This is a genomic window from Arthrobacter sp. SlRoot2-15, from assembly GCF_059739345.1.
Genome location: NZ_AP046058.1, coordinates 295,601 through 319,423, shown reverse-complemented (window position 1 = coordinate 319,423; position 23,823 = coordinate 295,601). Strand labels below are relative to the sequence as shown.

Annotated in this window: 23 protein-coding genes; 10 read left to right on the top strand and 13 right to left on the bottom strand. The window is 70.0% G+C overall.

The genetic code is table 11. The features are described from left to right. Positions 1 to 73 precede the first annotated feature (73 nt). The 8 genes from dxs to AC6I9V_RS01495 all read left to right on the top strand — a co-directional run bounded on the left by dxs (position 74) and on the right by AC6I9V_RS01495 (position 8,358). A complete protein-coding gene (dxs, locus tag AC6I9V_RS01530) occupies positions 74 to 2,047 on the top strand; it encodes a 1-deoxy-D-xylulose-5-phosphate synthase (protein WP_349411851.1) in 1,974 nt (657 codons plus the stop codon). 94 nt (positions 2,048 to 2,141) lie between these two features. After that, positions 2,142 to 2,699: a hypothetical protein gene (locus tag AC6I9V_RS01525; protein ID WP_497898087.1), complete on the top strand. Its 558-nt coding sequence runs from the start codon at positions 2,142 to 2,144 to the stop codon at positions 2,697 to 2,699. 95 nt (positions 2,700 to 2,794) lie between these two features. After that, positions 2,795 to 3,013 carry a helix-hairpin-helix domain-containing protein gene (locus tag AC6I9V_RS01520; RefSeq protein WP_349411850.1) on the top strand — a complete coding sequence of 73 codons (219 nt, stop codon included), beginning with the start codon at positions 2,795 to 2,797 and terminating at the stop codon, positions 3,011 to 3,013. A 76-nt stretch (positions 3,014 to 3,089) separates the two neighbouring features. Then, the gene (locus AC6I9V_RS01515) at positions 3,090 to 4,067 is read left to right on the top strand and encodes an aldo/keto reductase (RefSeq protein ID WP_497898086.1); all 978 of its coding nucleotides are present in this window, start codon (positions 3,090 to 3,092) and stop codon (positions 4,065 to 4,067) included. A gap of 74 nt (positions 4,068 to 4,141) precedes the next feature. Then, positions 4,142 to 5,167, top strand: a complete 1,026-nt coding sequence (locus tag AC6I9V_RS01510; RefSeq protein ID WP_497900228.1) for a nucleoside hydrolase — start codon at positions 4,142 to 4,144, stop codon at positions 5,165 to 5,167. A gap of 99 nt (positions 5,168 to 5,266) precedes the next feature. After that, positions 5,267 to 6,097, top strand: coding sequence for an ECF transporter S component (locus AC6I9V_RS01505; protein WP_497898085.1), 831 nt, complete (start codon positions 5,267 to 5,269; stop codon positions 6,095 to 6,097). Between the two features lie 18 nt (positions 6,098 to 6,115). Further along, positions 6,116 to 6,868: an energy-coupling factor transporter transmembrane component T gene (locus tag AC6I9V_RS01500; protein WP_497898084.1), complete on the top strand. Its 753-nt coding sequence runs from the start codon at positions 6,116 to 6,118 to the stop codon at positions 6,866 to 6,868. Then, a complete protein-coding gene (locus tag AC6I9V_RS01495; protein ID WP_497898083.1) occupies positions 6,865 to 8,358 on the top strand; it encodes an ABC transporter ATP-binding protein in 1,494 nt (497 codons plus the stop codon). The genes AC6I9V_RS01500 and AC6I9V_RS01495 overlap by 4 nt, the downstream gene beginning before the upstream one ends. 66 nt (positions 8,359 to 8,424) lie before the next feature. Here AC6I9V_RS01495 and AC6I9V_RS01490 read toward each other — a convergent pair whose 3' ends face one another. The 9 genes from AC6I9V_RS01490 to AC6I9V_RS01450 all read right to left on the bottom strand — a co-directional run bounded on the left by AC6I9V_RS01490 (position 8,425) and on the right by AC6I9V_RS01450 (position 18,686). Continuing rightward, positions 8,425 to 10,590 (bottom strand): 3-hydroxyacyl-CoA dehydrogenase NAD-binding domain-containing protein, encoded by a 2,166-nt coding sequence (locus tag AC6I9V_RS01490; protein ID WP_497898082.1) that lies wholly within the window; start codon positions 10,588 to 10,590, stop codon positions 8,425 to 8,427. Further along, on the bottom strand, positions 10,587 to 11,879 hold the full coding sequence (locus AC6I9V_RS01485) for a thiolase family protein (RefSeq protein ID WP_497898081.1): 1,293 nt from the start codon (positions 11,877 to 11,879) through the stop codon (positions 10,587 to 10,589). Before AC6I9V_RS01485 ends, AC6I9V_RS01490 begins: the two co-directional genes overlap by 4 nt. A 140-nt stretch (positions 11,880 to 12,019) precedes the next feature. Then, positions 12,020 to 13,438, bottom strand: a complete 1,419-nt coding sequence (locus AC6I9V_RS01480) for an HRDC domain-containing protein (protein ID WP_497898080.1) — start codon at positions 13,436 to 13,438, stop codon at positions 12,020 to 12,022. Between the two features lie 63 nt (positions 13,439 to 13,501). Then, positions 13,502 to 14,146, bottom strand: coding sequence for a DUF3000 domain-containing protein (locus tag AC6I9V_RS01475; RefSeq protein WP_497898079.1), 645 nt, complete (start codon positions 14,144 to 14,146; stop codon positions 13,502 to 13,504). 69 nt (positions 14,147 to 14,215) lie between these two features. After that, entirely contained in the window at positions 14,216 to 15,319 is a 1,104-nt protein-coding gene (locus AC6I9V_RS01470) for a threonine aldolase family protein (protein WP_497900227.1), read from the bottom strand. Positions 15,320 to 15,354: 35 nt separating this feature from the next. Beyond that, positions 15,355 to 16,089, bottom strand: a complete 735-nt coding sequence (locus tag AC6I9V_RS01465) for an SDR family NAD(P)-dependent oxidoreductase (protein WP_497898078.1) — start codon at positions 16,087 to 16,089, stop codon at positions 15,355 to 15,357. Beyond that, complete coding sequence (locus tag AC6I9V_RS01460; protein ID WP_497898077.1) at positions 16,086 to 17,483, bottom strand: DUF6421 family protein; 1,398 nt, start codon at positions 17,481 to 17,483, stop codon at positions 16,086 to 16,088. Before AC6I9V_RS01460 ends, AC6I9V_RS01465 begins: the two co-directional genes overlap by 4 nt. 148 nt (positions 17,484 to 17,631) lie before the next feature. Continuing rightward, positions 17,632 to 18,180 (bottom strand): peptide-methionine (R)-S-oxide reductase MsrB, encoded by a 549-nt coding sequence (msrB, locus tag AC6I9V_RS01455; protein WP_497898076.1) that lies wholly within the window; start codon positions 18,178 to 18,180, stop codon positions 17,632 to 17,634. Positions 18,181 to 18,194: 14 nt separating this feature from the next. Further along, positions 18,195 to 18,686, bottom strand: a complete 492-nt coding sequence (locus AC6I9V_RS01450; protein WP_497898075.1) for a hypothetical protein — start codon at positions 18,684 to 18,686, stop codon at positions 18,195 to 18,197. A 118-nt stretch (positions 18,687 to 18,804) separates the two neighbouring features. Between AC6I9V_RS01450 and AC6I9V_RS01445 the strand changes: the two genes are divergently transcribed. After that, positions 18,805 to 20,163, top strand: a complete 1,359-nt coding sequence (locus tag AC6I9V_RS01445; RefSeq protein WP_497898074.1) for an alpha/beta hydrolase family protein — start codon at positions 18,805 to 18,807, stop codon at positions 20,161 to 20,163. Positions 20,164 to 20,172: 9 nt separating this feature from the next. On the opposite strand, the gene ybaK is transcribed toward AC6I9V_RS01445, so the two are convergent. From ybaK to AC6I9V_RS01430, 3 genes are read right to left on the bottom strand one after another with little or no spacing between them, the layout of a single operon-like run. After that, positions 20,173 to 20,670 (bottom strand): Cys-tRNA(Pro) deacylase, encoded by a 498-nt coding sequence (gene ybaK / locus AC6I9V_RS01440; protein ID WP_497898073.1) that lies wholly within the window; start codon positions 20,668 to 20,670, stop codon positions 20,173 to 20,175. Positions 20,671 to 20,678: 8 nt separating this feature from the next. After that, positions 20,679 to 21,164 carry a SufE family protein gene (locus AC6I9V_RS01435; protein WP_497898072.1) on the bottom strand — a complete coding sequence of 162 codons (486 nt, stop codon included), beginning with the start codon at positions 21,162 to 21,164 and terminating at the stop codon, positions 20,679 to 20,681. Between the two features lie 10 nt (positions 21,165 to 21,174). Next, positions 21,175 to 22,092: a sulfurtransferase gene (locus AC6I9V_RS01430; RefSeq protein WP_497898071.1), complete on the bottom strand. Its 918-nt coding sequence runs from the start codon at positions 22,090 to 22,092 to the stop codon at positions 21,175 to 21,177. A 214-nt stretch (positions 22,093 to 22,306) separates the two neighbouring features. Between AC6I9V_RS01430 and zapE the strand changes: the two genes are divergently transcribed. After that, positions 22,307 to 23,344, top strand: coding sequence for a cell division protein ZapE (zapE, locus tag AC6I9V_RS01425; protein ID WP_497898070.1), 1,038 nt, complete (start codon positions 22,307 to 22,309; stop codon positions 23,342 to 23,344). A gap of 140 nt (positions 23,345 to 23,484) precedes the next feature. Here zapE and AC6I9V_RS01420 read toward each other — a convergent pair whose 3' ends face one another. Beyond that, positions 23,485 to 23,757 (bottom strand): antitoxin, encoded by a 273-nt coding sequence (locus tag AC6I9V_RS01420; protein ID WP_497898069.1) that lies wholly within the window; start codon positions 23,755 to 23,757, stop codon positions 23,485 to 23,487. Positions 23,758 to 23,823 lie beyond the last annotated feature (66 nt).

Sequence of the window (23,823 nt, the reverse complement as noted above, 5' to 3'; positions counted from 1 at the left end):
CGTTTCCGGCACCCGGCCCGGTTCGGAGGCGTTAGAGTTAAAAGGCATGTCTACTACCCGCAAGGAGGGGCCGTTGGGAATCTTGGAGACCATCCGGAGTCCGCAGGACCTGAACAAATTGTCCGAGGCGCAGCTGGAGCAGCTGGCAGCCGAGGTCAGGGAGTTCCTGATCGGCAACGTTTCCCAGACGGGAGGCCACCTCGGGCCGAACCTCGGCGTCGTTGAACTCACCATCGCGGTGCACCGGATCTTCGATTCCCCCCGCGACAGCATCGTCTTCGACACCGGCCACCAGTCCTACGTGCACAAGCTCCTCACCGGCCGCCAGGACTTCAGCACGCTCCGCCAGCAGGGCGGGCTCTCCGGCTACCCGGACCGCGGCGAATCCGAGCACGACATCGTCGAAAGCTCGCACGCCTCCTCCTCGCTGTCCTGGGCCGACGGCATCTCCCGCGCCCGGCGGCTGACCGGCGACGGCGACCGGTACGTGATCGCCGTCGTCGGTGACGGCGCCCTGACCGGCGGCATGGCCTGGGAGGCCATCAACAACATCGCCGCGGACAAGAAGCGACGTGTGGTGATCGTGGTCAACGACAACGGCCGCTCCTACGCCCCGACCGTCGGCGGCGTCGCCGACTACCTCGCCTCGCTGCGCCCCACGATCGATTCACTCCGCGCCGCGCCCGCCTACGAAGGCGCCCTCGACTGGTGGAAGAAGCGGCTGCAGAGCGGCGGCCCCGTGGGACAGTTCACCTACAAGAGCCTGCATGCCATGAAAAAGGGCATCAAGGACTGGTGGGCGCCGCAGGGCATGTTCGAGGACCTCGGAATGAAGTACATCGGCCCGGTGGACGGCCACAACCTCCAGGCCATGGAGAACGCGCTGTCCACGGCCAAGAACTACGCCGGCCCCGTGATCGTCCACGCCATGACCGAGAAGGGCCACGGCTATGCGCCGGCCCGGGCTCACGAGGCGGACCAGTTCCATGCCGTCGGGATCATCGACCCGGAAACCGGCGAACCCACCGAGGCCGGCGGCGCGAAGTCCTGGACCTCCGTGTTCGCCGATGAGATCGCCGACATCGCCGACGAGCGCAAGGACATCGTCGGAATCACCGGCGCCATGCTGATCCCAGTGGGGCTGCACAAGTTCGCCGCCCGCCACCCGGACCGGGTGTTCGACGTCGGCATCGCCGAGCAGCACGCCCTCACCTCCGCGGCGGGCATGGCCTTCGGCGGCCTGCACCCCGTCGTGGCGGTGTACGCGACCTTCCTGAACCGTGCCTTCGACCAGCTGCTGATGGACGTGGCGCTGCACAAAGCCGGCGTGACCGTGGTGCTGGACCGGGCCGGGGTCACCGGGCCAGACGGCGCCAGCCACCACGGCATGTGGGACATGGCCATGGTGCAGATCGTCCCCGGCCTGCACCTGGCCGCGCCCCGCGACGCCACCCGGCTGCGCGAGGAACTGCGCGAGGCGGTCGCCGTCGAGGACGCCCCCACCGTGATCCGCTACTCCAAGGGCACGGTCGGCGCCGAAGTGGAAGCGCTCGAACGCCTCAGCGACGGCGTCGACGTGCTGGCCCGGCGGCCCGCCGGGTCCAGCGACAACGACGTCCTGATCGTCAGCGTCGGCGCCATGTCCGAGCTGGCTCTCGACGTCTCCAACCGCCTCGGCGCCCAGGGCATCAGCTCCACTGTGGTGGACCCGCGCTGGGTCCTGCCGGTGCCCAAGTCCGTTATCGCCCTCGCCTCGCATCACCGCCTCGTGATCTGCATCGAGGACGGCGTCCGGGCCGGCGGAGTCGGCTCCCGGATCCGGCAGGAAATGCGGGCTGCCGGGGTGGACACCGCGCTCAACGAGGTGGGCCTGCCGGTGGAGTTCCTGGACCACGGGAGCCGCAGCCAGGTGCTGGAGCGCGTCGGACTGACGGCCCAGCAGATCACCCACGACGTCGTCGCCCAGGTCCTCGGGACCAAGGTGCCGTTCGCGCGGCCGCTGCCCGGTCAGGAGCACCCCAGCACCGGCAGCCTGCCGATCCTGTGAGGGTCCCGACGTTGGGCCGGAACGACCACGCCGTCAAGGCACAACAAGCACCCTTCGACGGCACCTGCCGCGGACGGTTTACGAAGGGACAGCCATGAGCGGCATTATCCGCGTGTACAAGCGCGATGACGAGGGAGTCCTGCACTTCAGGGAAGCCTGGATCGACGAGGAGTACCACGAGTTCGTGATGAACCACGGCGTCGTCGGGCACCAGAGCACCACCGAGGAGACCGAGGCCGCCGACGCCGCCGCGGGGGAGGGCCTGATGGAGGCCTTCGCCGCGCAGTGCACCGAGGACGGCTACGCCGAGATCCCGGACGAGGAGCAGTTCTGGGTGGTGGCGCAGTACGCGCTCAAGACCAAGGACGGCACCAGCCGCGACCGCTACCTCGAGGAGAAGGCCAAGGACGCCCTGATCAGCCACCTCGCCTGGCGCGGCCTCGGCGTGGTGGACCGCACCGAATTCTCCGACGCCAAACTCAACATCTTCTGCCTCACCCCGGAGGTCAACAAGACGGTCAACGCGATCAAGGTCTGCATCCGCGGCGAGGACCTGGACTTCACCAAGCTCAGCATCGGTGCCGCACCGTTCGGCGGGACGGACTTCAAACTGAAGCACTCGGCCAAACCGGCCAACAGCTTCACGCTCTAGGCGCCGGGCCCGCCAGCCACGGCCCGGACAGTACCTGCGGGGAGCCGGGCACGGCTCACATCAGTTTTGGGGGCAAGCGACAGGAAGGCAACGCAATGACGCGCAAAACCCCTCGACCCGGCAGCACCCCGCTTCCCGCCGGACTGGCGGCCCCGGCCCGCAAGTCCCTGGCGCACGCGGGAGTTGAAACCCTCGAACACCTCGTGCAGCTTGGCCGGCGCCGGCTTGCCGGGATGCCGGGGGTCTGCCCTCGCACCCTGGCCCAGCTTGAGGATGCCCTGGACGAACGCGGACTGGAACTGCCCGCAGGGTAGGGGGGCAGGGGTCCAGCATCGGGAGACCGCGTGCGGCTGCCGCGGTGCCGCCGCCGGCCGTTATAGGCTGAATCCCATGACTGAATACCGCCGCGTAGGAAATTCCGGACTGACTGTCTCCGTTGTGGGACTTGGCTGCAACAACCTGGGCCGGGCCAATACCGCCACCGAGACGCAGGAGGGGACCGACGCCGTCGTGCATGCGGCCCTGGACGCCGGCATCACCTTCTTCGACGTCGCGGACGCCTACGGCCGGGAGCCCGGGCTCAGCGAAACGATGCTCGGCAAGGCACTCGGGTCCCGCCGCGGCGACGCCGTGATCGGCACCAAGTTCGGCATGGACATGCGCGGGACCAACGGCAACGATTTCGGCGCCCGGGGATCCCGCCGCTACATCATCAAGGCCGCCGAGGCCTCCCTGCGCCGGCTCGGAACCGACTGGATCGACCTGTACCAGTTCCACACCCCGGACCCGCTCACGCCCATCGACGAGACCCTCGCGGCCCTCGAGGAGCTCGTGGCCAGCGGCAAGGTCCGCTACATCGGCCACTCCAACCGTGCCGGCTGGCAGATCGCCGAGGCCGAGTTCGTGGCCCGCGCCCAAGGCGGCGAACGCTTCATCTCCAGCCAGAACCACTACAACCTGCTGGACCGTCGCGCCGAGCTGGAGGTCACCCCGGCGGCCGAAGCCTACGGCCTGGGCGTGCTGCCCTACTTCCCGCTGGCCAACGGACTGCTCACGGGCAAGTACTCCGCCGGGCAGGCGCCGGAGGGATCGCGCCTGAGCCACACGCGCACCAACCTGGTCCACGACGCCGACTGGAAGCAGCTGGACGCGTTCTCCGCCTTCGCCGCCGAGCGGGGCCTGACCGAGATCCAGGTGGCCTTCTCCTGGCTCGCCGCCCAGCCCTCGGTCAGCAGCGTGATCGCGGGCGCCACCCGGCCCGAGCAGGTCCGGCAGAACGCCGAGGCCGTCGCCTGGGTCCCGGACGCCAAGGAGCTCGCCGAACTTGATGAGATCTTCCCGCGCACGCCGAAGGTCGCACTGTTCTGAGCCGCATTGATCCGAGCCGAACTATGTTGAGCGCACCCGTGCCTGAGACCGACGCCGCCGTCCAGCGGATCCTGATGGATGTCGATACCGGCATCGACGACGCCTTGGCGATCGTCTACCTGCTGTCCCGGCCAGAGGTCCACCTGCAGGCCATCACCTGCACCGCGGGCAACGTCGGGGCGCGCCAGGTGGCGCTGAACAGCCTGTCCCTGCTGGAGCTGTGCGGGCGGCAGGGGATCGAGGTGGCTGTCGGCGCCGAGGTCCCGCTGGAAATCCCGCTGGTCACCACCGAAGAAACCCACGGGCCGCAGGGGATCGGCTACGCCGAGCTGCCCGCCCCCGCCCAGCAGATCTCCCCGCGCCACGCCGTCGACGTGTGGGTGGAGGAAGTCCGGGCGCATCCGGGGGAGATCACCGGGCTGATCACCGGGCCGCTGACCAACTTCGCCCTCGCCCTGCGGCGCGAACCGGACCTGCCGCGGCTGCTCAAGGGACTCGTCATCATGGGCGGCAGCTTCTACTACCAAGGCAACACCACGCCGACGGCGGAGTGGAACACCTCGGTGGACCCGCACGCCGCCAAGGAAGTCTACGAGGCCTACCGCGGTCTGCCCGAAGACAAACTGCCGCTGGTGTGCGCGCTCGAAACAACGGAGCGGATCGAGATGCTGCCCGAACACCTCCGGCGCTTCGGGGAGGCCGCCGGGGCCGGGCCGGAACTCGTCCTGCCGGAGCAGCCGGAGGGCCTCCGCAGCACCTCCAGCAGCCCGCTCGTGGCCTGCCTGTCCGACGCGATCCGGTTCTACATGGAGTTCCACCGGCACTACGACCAGGGCTACGTGGCACACATGCACGACGCCTTCGCCGCCTGCGCCGCCGTCGCACGCACCCCGTTCACCGCCCGGCTGGCCACGGTCGACGTCGAAACCGTCTCGCCGCTGCTGGTTGGCACCACGGTGGCGGACTACCGCGGACTCTGGGACCTGCCGCCGAACGCCAGGATCGTCACCGGCAACGATCCGGGCCAGTGCTTCGACGAACTCATTTCCTCGGTGGGCGCCCTGGCCCGGTCGCTGGACCGGTCCCTGGCGGCACAATAGCCGGCAGTGTTCCCGGCGGTGCGCAGGGTCGCTAAGATGATAGCTGCGCCGAGGTGACATGAGGCGGACGTTCCAAACCCACGCCGAAGGACCATTCCCATGTCACAGCAGCCCCTGACCCTCCCCGACGCCGACGCCCGGCCCGGAACAGCCCCGCGCCGCCGCCGGCTGCTCGAGATCGCAGGCGCCGCGGCCATCGCCGCCACCTACGTCTTCCTGGTCCTCACCCAGCCGGTGGAACTCGCCGACGGCCTGACCAGCTTCTCCGCCCTCGTCGCCCTCGGCGGCTTCCTGCTCGGCGCGGTGCTGCTGCTGGTCGCCGTGCTGCCCGTGCTGCCGACCTCCACCCTGGTCCTGATGCCCGTCGCGATTGTGCTCAACGTGGTGCTCGGCCAGTTGATGGGCAGCACCGGCCTGCCGTTCTACGTCGACGCGATCGGCACGGTCCTGATCGCCGTCCTGGCCGGCCCGGCCGCCGGCGCAGCCACCGGCGTGCTCGGCAGCATCGTCTGGTCCTTCTTTAACCCCACCGTGCTGCCCTTCGCCGCCGGCGCGGCCCTGATCGGCTTCCTCGCCGGACTCGCCGCCCGCGGCGGCCTGTTCCGCCGCTTCTACCTGGCCCCGGTGGCCGGCTTCCTCACCGGCATCCTGGCCGGCGTTGTCTCCGCCCCGATCGCGGCCTTCGTCTACGGCGGAACCGCCGGCCTGGGCACCGGTGCCGTCGTCAGCGCCTTCCGCGCCATGGGCGACACCCTGCTGGCCGCGATCACCAAGCAGGCCCTCATCTCGGACCCGATGGACAAGGCGATCGTCTTCACCATCGCCGCCCTGCTGGCCTACGCCCTGCCGCGGCGCACCACGTTCCAGTTCGCCTTCGTCCGCCGCTTCCGGGTGCTCGCCGGCAAGGCCCCGGCGGCCCCCGCCGCCTAGGACCAGTTGCCTAGGACCGTGCGCCTGCACCCGCTGACGGCCCTGACGGCGGCCGGCTGCGCCGCGGTCATCACGACGGCGGCCGGCCGCTGGCCGCTGTCCCTCGCAGTGGCCACGGCCGCCGTGCTGCTCGCCGCCCGCGCGGGTGCGGGGCCGCGGGTGCTGGCGGCGGCCGGGGTCATCCTGGTGCCGCTGTGCCTGTCCCTGCTGGTGCTGCACGGACTGTTCTTCCCGGAAGGCCACACAGTGCTGGCGCAGTGGGGTCCGGCCCGGGTGACCGCCGAGGGGCTCGGCCTGGCCCTGGAGCTGGCGTCCAGGACGGCCGCGTCCGTCCTGGTGCTCCTACTGTTCTCCTTCACCGTCAGCGTCCCGGATCTCCTGGCAGCACTGGCCGCGCGGCGGATCCCGCCGCAATTCAGCTTTGTCCTCGCCTCCACACTCACCCTGGTCCCGGCCATGGCCGGCCGGCTGGAGCAGATCCGGCAGGCCCAGGAGGCGCGCGGCCTGGTGGTCCGGCGCGGGCTGCTGCCCCGGCTGGCCGCGGCCCGGCTGCAGGCGGTGCCGCTGGTCCTGGGGCTGATCGAGGACGCCGGGGTCCGGGCGCAGGCCCTCGACGCGCGCGGTTTCGGCGCGCCGGGCCCGCGGACCAGCTACCGGCAGCTGCAGGACCCGCCCGGGCAGCGGATCTTCCGTGCCGCGGCGCTCCTGCTCGCCGCGGCCGCCGTTGTGCTGCGGCTCGTCACGGCCTGGCCGGCGGCGGTGCCGGCGTGAGCGCGGCCGGACGCGCGACCGCCGCGTTGCCGGCCGCCGCCGCACGGATCGACAGCTTCAGCTTCCACGGCGACAACCGGGAGGCGCTGCGGAACGTGCGGCTCTGCGTGCAGCCCGGTTCCCTGACCGCGGTGCTGGGTGGCTCCGGAAGCGGCAAAACCACGCTCGGCAAGGTCCTCGCCGGCTGGCTGCGGGCCGGCCACTCCGGGGTCCTGCGCGGCAGCCTGGCGCTCGGCGCGGACGCGCTGGAGTTCGCCGGCGCCGGCGGCGACCCCCGGATCGACCCGGCCGCCTGGTCCGGCAGGGTGGGCTACGTGCCCCAGGATGCCGCCACCATGCTATCCACGGTGCGCTCCACCGTCGCCGAGGAACTCGCCTTCGGCCTCGAGAACCGGGGCGTGCCGCGCCTGGAGATGCTTCGACGGGTGGCCCGTACCGCGGAACTGACGGGCCTGTCCGGGCTGATGGAACGGAACCCGGCCGAGCTTTCCGGCGGCGAGCTGCGCCGGCTGGCGGTCGCGTGTGCGGTCATTGCCGAACCGGAGGTGCTGGTCCTCGACGAACCGCTGGCTTCCCTCGATGCCGCCGGCGCCAGCCGGCTCCTGACGCTGGTGGAGCAGCTGGTCGACGCCGGCACCGCCGTCGTGTTGTTGAGCCAGTCCGCGGATTCCCTGGCCCGGCGCGCCGGGCACTGGCTGGTACTGGACGGCGGCACGGCGACGGCGGAAGGCGCACCCGCCGAACTGGCCGCGGGCCCCCACCTGCGTGACGCCGGCGTCGTGCCGGAGAGCGCCGCCGCCGCAGCGCCGCGGACACTGACCGCGGCCCCGGCAAACGCCGCAGCGCCGGTCCTCGAACTGCGGGGAATCGGCTTCGGCTACCGGACCAACGGGTTGCTGCGGAACCTGGACCTCACCGTCCGTCCGGGGGAAATTGTCGCGATCACCGGCCCCAACGGCGCCGGAAAATCCACGCTGCTGCGCCACTTCAACGGACTGCTCCGGCCGCACGCCGGCGAGGTGCGGGTGCTGGGACGAAGCATTGGCCGGACCCCGGCGGGACACACCGCCGCCTCGGTCGGCCTGCTCTTCCAGCAGCCGCGCGAGCAGCTCTTTGAACGGACGGTGCTGCGGGAGGTCGGCTTTGGACTGCGCCGGCTGGTGGGCGCGGAGGCGCCCGGGCGGGCGCTCAATGCGCTGGCCGCCGTCGGGCTCTCCGAAGCAGCGCAGGACCACCCGGCCGAGCTGCCCTCCTCCCGGCAGCGGCTGCTGGCCCTGGCCACGGTGCTCGCCCGCAGGCCGGCCCTCCTGGCCCTGGATGAGCCCACCGTGGGACTGGACCGGCACGGCCTCGAACACCTCGCCGACGCCGTGGCCGCCGCGGCAGCGCGCGGCGCCGGCGTCGTGATGGTCACCCACGACCTCGCCTACGCCAAAGCCAGCGCCCACCGCGTCCTCGCGCTCGACGGCGGGAGCCTGCGGGAAGTCTGACACAAAAGCGCCGCCGCCCCTGCCTTACAGCGGGGACGGCGGCGCTTTGGCTGGGAAGCCGGCGGCTCAGGCGGCCGGCTCGGAGGCCACACCCGGTGCCAGGAACTTCTTGCCGTTGACCCGCTCGGAGGCGCCCACCCGGTCCAGGTACGGGGTGATGCCGCCAAGGAACATCGGCCAGCCGGCGCCGAGGATCATGCAGAGGTCGATGTCCTCCGGCCCGGCCACCACACCTTCGGCCAGCATCAGGCCGATTTCCTCGGCGAGGGCGTCCTGCGTGCGGCGCAGCACTTCCTCTGCCGTGGACGGCGAATCGCCGAATGACAGCAGAGCCAGGGTTTCGGCCGGGATCTCGGGCTTGCCGGCCTTGACGGAGGCCGGGTCCCAGAGGGACTTGATACCGTTGTCGATCATTACCTGCAGGTTCTTCGACACCGTGAAACGGTCCCCGAAGGCGGCGTGCAGGGATTCCTGGACGTGCTGCGCGACCGGCAGCCCCACCATGGCGCCGAGCGTGAACGGTGTCATCGGCAGGCCCATCGGGCGCAGCGCGTTGTCCGCCACCCCGGCCGGGGTGCCCTCGTCAAAGGCCGCGGTGACCTCGCCCATGAGGCGAAGCAGGAGCCGGTTGACCACAAACGCCGCCGCGTCCTTGACCAACACGGCCGACTTCTTCAGGCCCTTGGCCAGTTCGAAGGCGGTGGCCAGCACGGCGTCGTCGGTTTTCGGCGCCCGGACGATCTCCAGCAGCGGCATCACAGCCACCGGGTTGAAGAAGTGGAAACCGACCAGCCGCTCGGGGTTCTGCAGGTCCTCGGCCATGGCGGTGACGGACAGCGAGGAAGTGTTGGTCGCCAGGATGCACTCGGGCGAGACGATCGCCTCGACCTCCTTGAACACCTGCTTTTTGACGTTGAGCTCCTCGAACACGGCCTCGATCACAAAGTCGGCGTCCGCGAAGGCTTCCTTGGACACCGAGCCGCTGACCAGGGCCTTGGTCCGGTTGGCGGCGTCCGGGCTGATCCGCTTCTTCGCCAGCAGCTTGTCCACCTCGGCGTGCACGTAGTCCACGCCCTTGTCCACCCGGGCCTGGTCGATGTCGGTCATGACCACCGGCACCTTGAGCTGGCGGGCGAACAGCAGTGCCAGCTGGCTGGCCATCAGGCCGGCGCCGACGACGCCGATCTTCGTGACCGGGCGCGCGAGCTTGCGGTCCGGGGCGCCCGCGGGGCGCTTGGAGCGGCGCTGGACCAGGTCCAGGAAGGCGTACACGGTGGAGCGGAACTCGTCGGTCTGCATCAGGTCCGCAAGGGTCTGGCACTCGAGCTCCGCCGACTCCGCCTGGGTCAGGGTCCGGTTGGCTTCCAGTACGTCCAGCACCTTTGCCGGGGCGGGGGAGGCGTTGGAGGTCTTGGCTTCGACGAAGGCGCGGCCGGCGGCCACGGCGGCCGCCCAGCGCTCGGCGACGTCGGGCGCGGCGGCGTCGACGGCGTTGGCCCGTGCCGGGGTCTCGGCACCGGCGATCACCCGGGCGGCCCAGGCGACGGACTGCTCGACGAAGTCGGCGGGCTCGAAGATGGCGTCCGCGACGCCGAAGTCGTAGGCCTGCGGGCCGGTCAGGGTGCGGTTGTTGCTCAGCGGGTTCTCGATCATGACCTTGACGGCGTTCTCGGGCCCGATGAGCCGCGGCAGGATGTAGACCCCGCCCCAGCCCGGGATCAGCCCGATGAATGCCTCAGGAAGGGCCAGCGCGCCGGCCCCGGTGGAGACGGTGCGGTAGGTGGACTGCAGGGCGATCTCCAGCCCGCCGCCCAGGGCCAGGCCGTTGATGAACGCGAAGCTGGGGACACCGAGGTTGGCCAGGGTGGAGTAGACGTCGTGGCCGAGCTGGGCCATCCAGAGGCCCTGCTCGCGGCCGCTGACGGACTTGACCGTGGACAGGTCCGCGCCGGCGACCAGGAAATAGGGCTTGCCGGTTACGCCGACGCCGACGATCTCGCCGCGCGCGGCACGCTCCCGTAGCCCTTCCAGCACGGTGCCGAGCTCGATCAGGGTGTTCGGGCCCAGCGTGGTGGGCTTGGAGTGGTCCAGGCCGTTGTCCAGCGTGACCAGCGCAAAGGTGCCGGGGCTGGTGCCGTTGACGGCGGGCAGCTGGATGTCCTGGACGTAGGAGTGGGTCACGGTCTCGCCCGGGAACAGTTCGGCGAGTTTGCGGAAATCGGCGGCGCTCATGCTGCGGCTCCAGTCTCGGTGGTGTAACGTGCGGTGGTCTTGTCAAAGGGAGTGCCGTAGTCGGCGTGGTGCGGGTTTTCCCAGATGACGGTGGCGCCCATGCCCAGGCCGATGCACATGGTGGTCATGCCGAAGCGGACGCTGTGGTCCTCCTCGAACTGCCGGGCCAGCTGGTTCATCAGCCGGACGCCGGAGGAGGCCAGCGGGTGGCCGACGGCGATCGCGCCGCCGTAGCGGTTGACCCGGGGGTCGTCGTCGGCGATGCCGAAGTGGTCCAGGAAGCTGAGTACCTGGACGGCGAAGGCCTCGTTGATCTCAAACAGGCCGATGTCCCCGATGCCCAGTCCGGCGTTCTTGAGCGCTTTCTCGGTGGCCGGGACGGGGCCGATGCCCATGACCTCGGGTTCGACGCCGGCGAAGGCGTAGCTGACCAGGCGCATCTTGACCGGTAGGCCGAGTTCCTCGGCGGCGTCGGCCGAGGCCAGCAGCGCGGCGGTGGCGCCGTCGTTGAGGCCGGCGGCGTTGCCGGCGGTGACGCGGCCGTGCGCGCGAAACGGGGTGCGCAGCGCGGCGAGGTCCTCTACCGAGGTGCCCGGGCGCGGCGGCTCGTCCACCGTGTTGACGGTCCAGCCCTGGCCGGGCTTCATGTTGGCCACGGGGACCAGGTCCGGCTGGATCTGCTCCTTGGCGTAGGCCGCGGCCAGCTTGTCCTGGGAGGCCACGGCGTAGGCGTCCGTGCGCTCCTTGGTGATGGCCGGGAAGCGGTCGTGCAGGTTCTCGGCCGTGTTGCCCATGTTCAGGGCCGCGGGGTCCACAATCCGCTCGGACATAAACCGCGGGTTCGGGTCCGCGCCGGCGCCCATCGGGTGGTTGCCCATGTGTTCGACGCCGCCGGCGATCACGACGTCGTATGCGCCGAAGCCGATCCCGCTCGCCGTCGTGGTGACTGCGGTCATGGCGCCGGCGCACATCCGGTCGATCGCGAACCCGGGAACGGTGCGGGGCAGCCCGGCCAGCAGGGCCGAGGTGCGGCCGATGGTCAGGCCCTGGTCGCCGGTCTGGGTGGTGGCGGCGATGGCCACCTCGTCGATCCGCTCGGCCGGCAGGGAGGGGTTGCGGCGCATGAGTTCGCGGATGCATTTGACCACAAGGTCATCGGCACGGGTTCCGGCGTAAATGCCCTTCTCGCCGGCGCGGCCGAACGGGGTGCGGACGCCGTCGACGAAAACGACGTCGCGGACAGTGTTCCTTCTTCCGGTGGCCGGCTGGGCGCTGCTGGCTTGGCTCACGTTTTACTCCTCATTGAGACATGGGTGCCGGATCGTTGCGCGCGCCCAAGGGGGGCAGGACGGGCTGGAATGATCCAGGCGGCATCACCAGCTATGTTACTCATGAGTAACTTAGCTGGCAAGGAGACGGAGCCGGCGGGTCAGGAAACGGCTTCGGACGGGGCGTCGGCTGTTCCCGGGGCGGCTGCCTTGGCCTCTTTCGGCGGCAGCGGCTGCGGGTTCAGAAACGCCTCGGCGATCAGCGGGGCGGTGAGCTGGATCTGCCATTGGCGGGCACCGAGGTTCTGCAGCTCCTCGGCGATGCCTTCCTCGCTGATTTCCGCCGGCGGGCGCCAGGCCACACGGCGCAGGAAGTCGGGGGTGAGGAGGTTCTCCACCGGCAGGTTCAGCTCCTCGGCCCGGGCCTGCAGCAGGGGCCTGGCGGTGGCGAGGCGTGCCGCGGCTTCCGGGTCCCGGTCGGCCCAGACGCGCGGCGGCGGGGGAGCGTTGGTGGGAAGGTGCAGCGGCGGCAGTTCCTCGAGGCTGCGGGCGGTGCTGATGCAGCGCAGCCAGCGCGGAGCCTCGCGCTGCGCGGCGCGGCCGTGGAAGCCTTTGGTGCCGAGCAGCTGCGGGACGGTGCTGGGCATGGCCTTCGCGGCGGCCACGAGGGAGGAGTCGGGGATTAGCCGGCCGGGGGCGACGTCGCGCTTCTGGGCGAGCGAGTCGCGCTCCAGCCAGAGTTCGCGGACGGCCGCAAGCTGGCGGCGGTCGCGGATCTGGTGCAGCCCGGAGGTTTTGCGCCACGGGTCCACGCGCGGCGGGGCCTGGCCGGCCTCGAGGATCGCGGCGAATTCCTGCTCGGCGTACTCGAGTTTGCCGTCCGCGGTGAGGAGTTCGATCAGCTCCTCGCGCAGTTCGGTGAGGACCTCGACGTCGAGCGCGGCGTAGCGCAGCCAGGGTTCGGGCAGCGGCCGGGTGGACCAGTCGGCCGCGGAGTGCTCCTTGGCCAGTCCAAAGCCGAGGAGCTGTTCGATCACGGCGGCGAGGCCCACCCGGGGCAGGCCGGCCAGCCGGGCGGCGAGCTCGGTGTCGAAGAGCTTGTCCGGCCACATGCCGAGCTCGGAGAGGCAGGGGAGGTCCTGGCTGGCGGCGTGCAGGATCCATTCGACGCCGCGCAGTGCGTCGTTGATGATGCTGAGGTCACCGAACGGCTCAGGGTCGATCAGCCAGGTGCCGGCGCCTTCGCGGCGGATCTGGACCAGGAAAGCGCGCTGACCGTAACGGAATCCGGATGCCCGTTCGGCGTCGACCCCCGCGGGGCCGTGGCCCGCGGCCAGGGCTGCCGCGCAGCGTTCCAGTCCTGCCCGGGTTTCGATGACGAGCGGGACGCCGTCACGCGGTGCGTCGAGGTCAATGACCTCGGGGACCAGGCTGTCGAAGCCTTCCACCGTGATGTGGGTTGCCGTGTCCGCGGCCTGCGCTGCGGCAGGGTTCGTGGCGGTGCTGGCGGCAGAGTCGGTGGCTGCGGCTGTGTTGGTGGCTGCGCCCGCGGTGGTGATTTCCGGATTATGAGGGGTCATGATGACTCCAGTTTACCGACATCGCCATCGTTGCAGGCCGAAGCGGTGCCTGGCCGGGCCCGGTCATGCCCGCCGCGGACGCCGGCGCGGCAGCGCAGAGACGCCGTCAGGCAGCGGCGGCAGACCGGCAAACGTGCAGACCATGTCCGACCAGGCCTCCAGATGCGCGGTGATATCGCGGCCGGCCGGAGTCCACGAGGCACGCAGTTCGATGTCGATGGTTCCGGGCCGGTCCGCCAGCGTGCCGAAGCTCTCGGAGAGCACCCGGGTGGCTGTGCCGCCGGCGGAACGGTAGTCGGCCTGGTGGTTTTCCAGTGCTTCCACCAGCCAGGTCCAGGCGACGGAGCCGAGCATCTCGTCGTTGCCCATGTCCGGTTCCAGCTGGGCGCGGATGTAGGTGACGATCCGGAACTCGCCGTCCCAGACCGCGGAGCCGTCCGGGTCGTGCAGGAGGATAAAGCGGCCGGTCGCGAGTTCGACGTCGTCGCTGCCGGCCGCGGGTGCCAGCGCGGCGGCCGCCGGACCGTGGACCGCCCCGGACGCGCCGTCGCCGGGGACGACGACTTCCGCGCCGAGCGCGACAGCGAAGGGCGCGAGCCGGCCGGGCGCCGGGATCTCGTCGAGGCGCAACTCGCTGCGGCACCGTGCTTTTCGAAGGGTTCCCAAAGCGAAGAGGAAATCCGCCGGAACCTGGTCGAGGGCGTTCACAGTGACAGGGTATGCACGGGCGCCGTCCCGGCCCGGCAGGCTCGCCGCCCTGCCGGGCCGGACGGGCGGCTAGCCGGCCGCGAGCTCGCGCTTGATCGCGGCAATAAAGGAATCAACGTCTTCCTCGGTGGTGTCGAAGGAACACATCCAGCGGACCTCGCGGGCCGCCTCGTTCCAGTCGTAGAAGCGGAAGGACTTCCGCAGCCGGTCTGCCACACCGGCGGGGAGGACGGCGAAAACGCCGTTGGACTCGGTCTTCTGGCTCAGCTCGACGCCGGGGATCGACTCGACCCCGGCGCGCAGCCGGGCCGCCATCGCGTTGGCGTGTGAGGCCGACCGCAGCCACAGGTCACCCTCGAGCAGGGCGATGAACTGGGCGGACATAAACCGCATCTTGGAGGCCAGCTGCATGTTCATCTTGCGCAGGTAGACCAAGCCGTGGGCGGCGTCGGGGTTAAGGGCCACCACGACCTCGCCGAAGAGCAGGCCGTTCTTGGTGCCGCCGAAGGAGAGGATGTCCACGCCGGCGTCGCGGGTGAAGGCCCGCAGCGGCACGTCCAGGTGGGCGGCGGCGTTGGCCAGCCGGGCACCGTCCATGTGCAGTTTCATGCCCTTGGAATGGACATGCTCCGCGATCGCGCGGACCTCCTCGGGCGTGTAGCAGGTGCCGAGTTCGGTGGTCTGGGTGATGGACACGGCCAGCGGCTGGGCGCGGTGCTCGTCGCCCCAGCCCCAGGCTTCCTGGTCGATCAGGGCGGGGGTGAGTTTGCCGTCTTCTGTGGGGACCTGGAGCAGCTTGATGCCGCCGATCCGCTCGGGGGCACCGTTTTCGTCCATGTTGATGTGGGCGGTGGAGGCGCAAATGACGGCACCCCAGCGCGGCAGCAGGGACTGCAGCGAGAGTACGTTTGCCCCGGTGCCGTTGAAGACCGGGAAGCATTCAATACCGGTCCCGAAGTGCTCCTCCATCAGCTGCTGCAGCCGGGCGGTGTAGTCGTCCTCGCCGTAGGAAACCTGGTGGCCCTCGTTGGCGGCGGCCAGCGCCGCCAGCACCTCCGGGTGCACCCCGGAATAGTTGTCCGAGGCGAAGCCGCGGACCGAAGGGTCGTGGAGCCGCTCCATGGTGCTGGCCGGGGCAGTATCAACTGTGTTTGTTTCGACCGTGCTGGTCATCTCGTTACTCACACTTTCAGTCTAGAGGTGCCGGCCTACCGGCTAAGAGGCAGCCGCCGGCCGTTCAGTTCCGCGGCGGGGGCGGTGAAGAGCCCGACGGCGGCATCGGCCAGGTCTTCGACGTCCGTGAAGCCCGGGAACTTGCGTTCGGGGGATTTGGCCCGCATGCCCGCGTCCACGAGGGCCTTCACCACGAAGATCACGGCGGCGCTGCGCTGTTCTTCGGGGTCTTCCTTGCGGCCCGACTGACCGCGGCGGAACCCGTCGGCCACCGCAAGGGTCCAGGCCTCCGCGGCCGCCTTGGCCGACGCGTAGCTGGCGCCGCCCGCCGTCGGGCTGGCCACCGCGGTGGACGAGACGATGGCCAGGCGCCCGGCGTCCGAGGCGGCGAGGTCGTCGTAGAAGGTCCGGCTGACGTTGCGGAGGGTGGTGACGGCGTTGCGTTCCAGGAAGTCCCAGTCCTCGTCGCTCTGGTCCGTGATGCCCTTCGCGCCGCGCCAGCCGCCCACCAGGTGGATCACGCCGTCGATAGGTTCGGCCCGCTCCGTGAGTGTTGAGTGGAGGTCCCGGACCGCGGCCGGATCGGCGAGGTCGCAAACCAGCGGCACCACGCCGTCGCCGGCTTCGGCCGCGGCGGCCTCGATCCGGGCCCGGTCCGAGCCCACAGTGAAAACGGTGTGGCCGGCCTTGCGGAGGGCGCGGGCGACGGCGATCCCCGACGGACCGCTGCCGCCCGCGACCAGCACACTCAGTGTGCGGCCGGCGCTCATCCGGCGTTCATGGGAACGGTGTCCGCGTTGGTGTCTGTCGACCCCGTGATGCCGGCGGTGGATTCGATCACGGTGCGCATCTTCTTCTCCAGCGCCTCGTAGAACATGGAGAGCGGGAACTCGTCGTCGAGCACCTGGTCGGTCAGGCCGCGCGGCGGCCCGTCCAGCGGCAGGGCGTCCGGCCCCTTGGCCCAGACCGAGGCCGGGTTGGGCGTGACGGTGCCGGAAATCAGCTCGTAGGCGGCCAGCCAGTGGGCCGTCTTGGGGCGGTCGATCGAGCGCCAGTAGAGTTCCTCGATCTTGGCGCCGAGTTCAATAACGACGTCGGCAACCTCGTCCCAGTCGATGCTGAGCTTGCTGTCGGTCCAGTGCAGCACGTGGTGCTGGTGCATCCAGGCGAAGAGCAGCTGGCCGCCGAGCCCATCATAGTTGCGGACCCGGCTGCCGGTGATCGCGAAGCGGAAGATGCGGTCGAAGATGACGGCGTACTGGACCAGCTTGGCGTGTCGGCGGGCCTCCGGATCCGCGTCCTCGTCCTTTTCGATCTTCACGGATTCGCGGAAGGCGGTGAGGTCGCAGCGGAGTTCCTCGAGGGAATAGAGGAAGAACGGCATGCGCTGCTTGATCATAAAGGGGTCGAACGGCAGGTCGCCGCGCATGTGGGTGCGGTCGTGGATGAGGTCCCACATAACGAACGTCGCCTGTGTCAGCTCCTGGTCTTCGAGCAGGCCCGCGGCATCCTCGGGAAGCTGCAGCGAGGTGATGTCCGCGGCGGCGCGCAGCACCCGGCGGAAACGGGCGGCCTCGCGGTCGGCGAAGATGGCGCCCCAGGTGAAGGTGGGGGTCTCCCGGACGGCCACGGTCTCCGGGAAGAGCACTGCGGAGTTGGTGTCGTAGCCGGGGGTGAAGTCGAGGAAACGGATCGGGACGAAAAGCTTGTTGGAGTAATCGCCCGCCTCGAGACCGGCGATGAACTCGGGCCAGACGACCTCGATCAGCACGGCTTCGACCAGGCGGTTGCTGCTGCCGTTCTGGGTGTACATCGGGAAGACCACGAGGTGCTGCAGGCCGTTGATGCGGTGCTGCTGAGGCTGGAAGGCCTGGAGCGAGTCGAGGAAGTCGGGGACGCCGAAGCCGCCGTCGGCCCAGCGCTGGAAGTCCAGGGCCAGGAGTTCCAGGTAGCGGGCATCGTGCGGGAAGGACGGTGCCAGCGCGTCGACCGACGCTGTGATGGTGGCGACCAGCCGTGCCGCGGCCTCGTGATCGGCGGCGTCCGGCACGGAACCGTCTTTGATCTGGAGGGCCTGCAGGGCGGTCGCGGCGGCCTTGAGCTGCTGCCATTCCGGGGAATCGGCAGTGATCCGGGCAGGGGCGGTGAGGGCGGTTACGGTCATCGTTGCTCGCCTTTCTGGTTGCTGGAACGTCTACGGCGAGCGTAGCAAGCAAACAGAAGTGCTAACTCAAAATTGGGTCGAGCATAAGAATGTCTGAGGCAAGCGGGCCGGTGGGTGGCATCCAGCTCCAGCCGGGCAGGGGCTCCGCCTAGCGGGCCGCGCTGGCGGAGTCGTCGGTGTCGCCGGAGGCTGCAGGGACGAGCTTCAGGGAGACGGAGTTGATGCAGTAGCGCTGGTCCGTAGGGGTGCCGTAGCCCTCGCCCTCGAATACGTGACCCAGGTGCGAATCACAGGCCGCGCAGCGCACCTCGATGCGTTCCATCCCGAGGGTGCGGTCGTGGATGTAGCGCACCGTACCTTCCGCCAGAGGTGCCCAGAAGGAGGGCCAGCCGCAGTGCGAATCGAATTTTTCCCGGCTGGTGAACAGCTCGGTGCCGCAGGCCCGGCACTGGTACACACCCTCGGTGTGGGTGTCCCAGTATTCGCCGGTGTAGGGCCGCTCGGTCCCGGCCTGGCGCAGCACCCGGTATTCCTCCGGGCTCAGCTCCTCGCGCCACTGCTGTTCGGTCTTTTCCACCGGGCCCGCAGCGGTTTCGGCAGTTTGTCCGGCCGCGGACGCTGCGGTGTTCCCTTCGGTATCCCCGCCGGCGGGGGAGGAGACGGGCTGGACCTTGGGCCGATTGCTGAAGATGCTCATGACGTCAACAACGCTCAGGAGTCGCCGATAAATCCCGATCCGGCGTACAGATGCAGCACCGGGAGGCCGAGCTTGTCCTGGGCCTCGTTGGCCCAGTCGGTGTGGAAGGTGTCCGCGACGGCGTGCGGGCGGGTGATCACAACGGCCTGTCCTGCGTTGAGTTCCTTGACCTTGGCGACGAGGCCGTCCACGGCCTTGCCCTCGACGATTTCGCCGGTCACGCCGCCGCCGAGTCCGCCCAGTGCGGCGAGGGAGGCCGCCAGGGTTTCGGCGGCCGCCGCCCGTTCCACGGCCGGGTCGGGGTGCCTGGTGCTCAGTTCGCGGAAGGCCTTGGCGATCTCCAGCATGGACAGGTTCTCCAGGAAGTCCACCAGCAAATGGCGCTCGGTGTTCGCCGGAACCAGGACCACGAGCGGCGCATCGCCGTCGGCCACGAGGGTTTCGATGTTGACGCGGTCGTCCGCGCCGAGGGGCTCTTCTGTCAGGATGACGATTGGGTCGCTCATGCCCCCAGCCTAGCCCCAGGGCCACCGCCCCGCACGGATTGGGGCGCCCTCCCGGCCGGACGGAGCCGCGGGTGCGCCGGATGCCGGGGTTGGCCAAGACTTCGGTAAGAATGGTGCCATGGCCTCGACCCTGCGCTTCCGCCCGCCAACGCACCGGATCCCCCCTGCCCGGAGGACCGCCCGGGCCCTGCCGGCGGGCCTCCGGGACACCGGAGCGCCGGAGACCCTGACGGCCGGGAACGCCAAGTGGGCGGTGGGCGGCATCATCGGCGGGAGCGCCGCGGCCGGCCTGCTCGCCGCGGGCTCCTCGGCGCTGGCCTTGTACTTCGCCCGGCGCGTCATCACGCCGGTGCGGGTCCGCGAGGAGGACCAGGAAGTGCTGGCGGTGATCCGCGACGGCCGCGAGCTGCAAGTCATCCTCAAGGCGACCCCGGACTCAACGGTCGAGGGCGTCTACGGGTTCTTCTTCGACGGCGGCCGCGGGCACGCCCGGCTCGGCCGGATCCTGTCCTATTCGCCCGCCGAGCAGACGGTGCTGCGGGAGGTCGAGGCCGTTTACAGCGGGGACCTGACGACGGCGCGGCGCGGCTACTGGAGCGGGGCCGTGCACCCTGACCCCGCGGCCCTCGGGCTGCCGGCCGAAGAGGTGCAGATCGAAGTCGACGGAGGCACAGCGCCGGCCTGGCTGGTCCGCGCCGCCCCGCAGGCTGGCCTGCCGGCGGACGTGCCGGCAGCCACGGCGGGCGCAACGCCGTCGTCGGACGTCTGGGCGATCATGGTGCATGGCCGCGGCGCGAGCCGGCAGGAGGGCCTGCGGGCCGTCCGGGTGGCCCGCGACCTGGGCCTGTCCAGCCTGCTGATCTCCTACCGCAACGACGGTCTGGCGCCCTCGGCGCAGGACGGCCGGTACGGCCTGGGGTCCACCGAATGGCGCGACGTCGAGGCGGCGATCGCCTACGCGCTGGACCAGGGCGCCCGCGAAGTGGTGCTGTTCGGCTGGTCCATGGGCGGCGCGATCTGCCTGCAGACCGCTGACCTGTCCCGCTACCACCACCTGATCCGGGCGATGGTGCTGGACGCTCCGGTGATCAACTGGGTCAACGTGCTCGCGCACCACGCCGAGCTGAACCGGATCCCGTCAGCCGTCGGGCGCTACGGGCAGCTGATGATGAGCCACCGGCTGGGCCGCCGGCTCACGGGGCTGGCCGCCCCGGTGGACCTCAAGGCGATGGACTGGGTGTCCCGTGCCGTGGAGCTCCGGACGCCGACGCTGATCCTGCACTCGGTCGACGACGAATACGTCCCCTACGGCCCCTCCGCGGCCCTCGCCGAGAAGAACCCGGAAATGGTGACCTTCGAAACGTTCAACACGGCGCGGCACACCAAGGAATGGAACGTCGACCCGGAACGCTGGGAGTCCCTGGTCACCGCCTGGCTCCGGCAGCAGCTCGCGCCCAGGCCAACCCCGGCAGGCTAGGGCAAGCCCCTAGCTTCGGGAGGTGCCGATCCGGGCCGTGCGGGCGCCGGTCAGCCGGACCAGCTCCGCCGGGCTGAGCTCAAGGTCCAGGCCGCGGCGCCCGCCGGAAACCAGGATGGTCTCAAGCGCCAGTGCGCTCTCGTCCAGCACCGTGGGGGAGGGCTGGCGCTGTCCCAGCGGCGAGATGCCGCCGAGGACGTAGCCGGTGCGGCGCTCCGCCGTCGCGGGGTCCGCCATGGCGGCCTTTTTGCCGCCCAGGGCGGCGGCCATCGCCTTCAGGTCCAGGTTTCCGCTCACCGGCACGACGCCGACGGCGAGGCGCCCGTCGACGTCGACCATCAGCGTCTTGAACACCCGGGCCGGGTCGATGCCAAGCATCTCGGCGGCCTCGAGGCCGTAGCTGGCCGCGGCGGGGTCGTGGCTGTAGGGGTGTGCCACGAAGGAAACCCCGGCCGCCGCGAGTGCCGCGGTGGCCGGGGTTCCATGGGACGCCTGCTTGCGGGCCACCGGGCTGCTTAGCCGTGCTGCGGCAGGGCAGCGACTTTGCGCTTGATCCGGCCGAGCATCGCCGTCATGCCGCGCATCCGCAGCGGGGTGATGGCCCGGGTGAGGCCCAGGAGTTCGGGCATGTCGTCCGGGACGGCCAGGATCTCCGCCGGGCTGAGCCCGTCGAGACCCTCGTGCAGCACACCGGCGAAGCCGCGGGTGGTGGGCGCCTCCGGTGGGGCCTTGAAGAACAGCCGTACGCGCTCCGGCGCACCGCCGGGCCGCCCGTCACCGGACTGCCCGTCACCGGCGGGTTCCGTCTCGATCGTGAGGAACAGCGGCGACTGGCATTCAACCACCTGCTCCATCAGCTCCGGGTGGTCCTGGAGCCGGGCCGGCGGATCCGGCAGCTCGCGGGAAAACTCCAGCAGCAGCTGCAGCCGCTCGGCTTCCTCGAGGGCCTGGAAATCGTCAACGATGTCCGCCAGGGCGGGGGGCAGGGCAGAAGTAGTCATCACTTCCAGTTTACTTGCCGGCGGGAACGGTGCCGCGGTCCGCGCCCTTGACGATCGGGACCCGGACCGCGTTGCCCCATTCGGTCCAGGACCCGTCGTAGTTGCGTACGGTGTCGAAGCCCAGCAGGTACTTGAGCGCGAACCAGGTGTGGCTGGACCGCTCGCCGATGCGGCAGTAAGCCACGACGTCGTCGCCCTCCTTGAGTCCCGCTTCGTCCAGGTAGAGGGCCTCCAGTTCGGGGCGGCTGCGGTAGGTGCCATCCTCCGCCGCGGCGCGGGCCCACGGGATGGACGCCGCGGTGGGGATGTGGCCGCCGCGCAGGGCGCCTTCCTCCGGGTAGGCCGGCATGTGCGTGCGCTGGCCGGTGTATTCCTCGGGGGAGCGGACGTCGATCAGCGGCTTGCCGAGGTGGGCCAGCACATCGTCCTTGAAGGCGCGGATCGGGGCGTCGTTGCGCTCCACCACGGGGTACTCACCCGGCGTGACGGCGGGCTTGTCCGTGGTGAGGGCGCGGCCCTCGGCGATCCACTTGTCGCGGCCGCCGTCGAGCAGCCGGACGTCCTCGTGGCCAAAGAGCGTGAAGACCCACAGGGCGTAGGCGGCCCACCAGTTGGACTTGTCGCCGTAGATGACCACGGTGCTGTCGCGGGAGATTCCCTTGGCCGCGGCGAGGGCGGCAAAGGCTGCGCCGTCCACGTAGTCGCGGGTGACCTCGTCGTTCAGGTCCGTGTGCCAGTCGATTTTGACCGCGCCGGGGATGTGTCCGGTTTCGTACAGCAGCACGTCCTCGTCGGATTCAACGACCACCAGTTTCCCGCCGTCGAGCGCGCCGCCGTCAATCGCCGCGGCGAGCCATTCGGTGGAGACGAGGCGCTCCGGGTGGGCGTAGGCGGAGAATTTCTCGTTCTGCTCAACGGGGTAGGGCATGAAGATGGCCTTTCACTGGGCGGTCGGGAGGCCGGGCCGTGGTGGTGCGCGGCGCCGGGCCTTTCTCCACACTAACCACGCCCCGGCAGGATTGCTTCCCCGGGCTACTTACTCGGAAATATGGCCTTGGTCACGTCCGTTCCGGCGTCCGGAAGGGAACGGGGCAGTTGCCGGTATCCTTTCTGGGGACACGAGACCAGCAGAACGGACCACCTTGGTACAGATCGAACAGCTCGCCGCCAGAACACCGGCGGTTTCCGTGGATGAACTCCTCAACGGGTTTTATCCGTCGCCGCGCTTCGGTGAGGTGTCCTTTGCCAGCTACCGGCCGGACCCGGCCCAGCCCAGCCAGACCCACGCGGTCCACGCGCTGCAAAAATTCGCGGCCGGCGTCGGAGCCGGGGACGGCGACGGCCTGTTCAAGCGGCTCTTCGGCAAGAAGGACACCTCGCGGGCGGGCATCTACCTCGACGGCGGCTTCGGCGTCGGCAAGACCCACCTGCTCGCCTCGCTCTGGCACGCCGCCCCGGGCCCCAAGGCCTTCGGCACCTTCGTGGAGTACACCAACCTCGTGGGAGCCCTGTCCTTCCGCAAAACGGTGGAGGCGCTCAGCCACTACAAGCTGGTCTGCATCGATGAGTTCGAGCTCGACGACCCGGGCGACACCGTCCTGATGTCCCGGCTGATGCGCGAACTGGCCGACGCCGGCGTCAAGCTGGCCGCGACCTCCAACACACTGCCGGGCTCCCTGGGCGACGGCCGCTTCGCCGCCGTCGACTTCGCCCGCGAGATCCAGGTGCTGGCCGACCAGTTCGACGTCGTCCGGATCGACGGCGAGGACTTCCGGCACCGCGGCCTGCCGAAGGCCCCGGCACCGCTGCGCAACGACGAGCTGACGCGCCACATGCAGGCGGAGTTCGACGGCCAGACCGTGGCCAAGGATGAATTCAGCACCTTGATCAACCACCTCGCCGGCGTCCACCCGAGCCGCTACCGGCAGCTGATCGACGGGATCGACGGCGTCGTTTGGCGCAACGTGGAAACCATCACCGAGCAGGCTGTGGCGCTGCGCTTCGTTGTCCTGGCGGACCGGCTGTATGACAAGGATGTGCCGATCCTGGCCAGCGGCGTGCCGTTCGACCAGCTCTTCACCGAGGAAATGATGACCGGCGGGTACATGAAGAAGTACTTCCGCGCGGTCTCCCGGCTCACTGCCCTGGCCCGGGAGGGCCAGAACCACGAGCCGTCCTAGTTCGTAACGGCAACGCGGGGTCACTTACGGCCCATTCGGAGGCTTCGGATGGGCCGTAAGTGACCCCGCGTTGGTCGTTAAACGACAAAGGTGCCGGCGCCGCCTCTCGGCGGGACCGGCACCTCGCTGACGTACCTGGGTCAGAGGCCCGGCTGCCGGGGTTCCCCGGGGACGGGCGGCACTTCCGCGACGTGCGGCTCTGCGGTGGGGGCCGTTTCCGGCCGGCCGTCCGCGTTGTCCACGAAGTCGGAGGCGCCTCGCTGGGCGGCATCGACCTTGTCGGCGTACTTTCCGCCGGTCTTCGAGTCGACGAAATCACCCGCCTTTTCGATACCGTCCTTGATGGCCTGTTCGTTGCCACCAATCAGATGCTGAGCCTTGCCCTTTAGATCGTCAAGTAATCCCACGGGCACCTCCCTTCGGTCGCGGAGCCAGATCGCTCCTAGCGCTTCCGATCCTAACCGGCGGACATGGAGGTG

Bases quoted from the DNA above. Each gene is read 5' to 3' on its own strand.
- AC6I9V_RS01525 (WP_497898087.1), top strand. From the start codon at position 2,142: ATGAGCGGCATTATCCGCGTGTACAAGCGCGATGACGAGGGAGTCCTG.
- AC6I9V_RS01520 (WP_349411850.1), top strand. From the start codon at position 2,795: ATGACGCGCAAAACCCCTCGACCCGGCAGCACCCCGCTTCCCGCCGGA.
- AC6I9V_RS01515 (WP_497898086.1), top strand. From the start codon at position 3,090: ATGACTGAATACCGCCGCGTAGGAAATTCCGGACTGACTGTCTCCGTT.
- AC6I9V_RS01510 (WP_497900228.1), top strand. From the start codon at position 4,142: ATGGATGTCGATACCGGCATCGACGACGCCTTGGCGATCGTCTACCTG.
- AC6I9V_RS01505 (WP_497898085.1), top strand. From the start codon at position 5,267: ATGTCACAGCAGCCCCTGACCCTCCCCGACGCCGACGCCCGGCCCGGA.
- AC6I9V_RS01490 (WP_497898082.1), bottom strand. From the start codon at position 10,590: ATGAGCGCCGCCGATTTCCGCAAACTCGCCGAACTGTTCCCGGGCGAG.
- AC6I9V_RS01480 (WP_497898080.1), bottom strand. From the start codon at position 13,438: ATGACCCCTCATAATCCGGAAATCACCACCGCGGGCGCAGCCACCAAC.
- AC6I9V_RS01470 (WP_497900227.1), bottom strand. From the start codon at position 15,319: ATGACCAGCACGGTCGAAACAAACACAGTTGATACTGCCCCGGCCAGC.
- AC6I9V_RS01465 (WP_497898078.1), bottom strand. From the start codon at position 16,089: ATGAGCGCCGGCCGCACACTGAGTGTGCTGGTCGCGGGCGGCAGCGGT.
- AC6I9V_RS01460 (WP_497898077.1), bottom strand. From the start codon at position 17,483: ATGACCGTAACCGCCCTCACCGCCCCTGCCCGGATCACTGCCGATTCC.
- msrB (WP_497898076.1), bottom strand. From the start codon at position 18,180: ATGAGCATCTTCAGCAATCGGCCCAAGGTCCAGCCCGTCTCCTCCCCC.
- AC6I9V_RS01450 (WP_497898075.1), bottom strand. From the start codon at position 18,686: ATGAGCGACCCAATCGTCATCCTGACAGAAGAGCCCCTCGGCGCGGAC.
- AC6I9V_RS01445 (WP_497898074.1), top strand. From the start codon at position 18,805: ATGGCCTCGACCCTGCGCTTCCGCCCGCCAACGCACCGGATCCCCCCT.
- AC6I9V_RS01435 (WP_497898072.1), bottom strand. From the start codon at position 21,164: ATGACTACTTCTGCCCTGCCCCCCGCCCTGGCGGACATCGTTGACGAT.
- AC6I9V_RS01430 (WP_497898071.1), bottom strand. From the start codon at position 22,092: ATGCCCTACCCCGTTGAGCAGAACGAGAAATTCTCCGCCTACGCCCAC.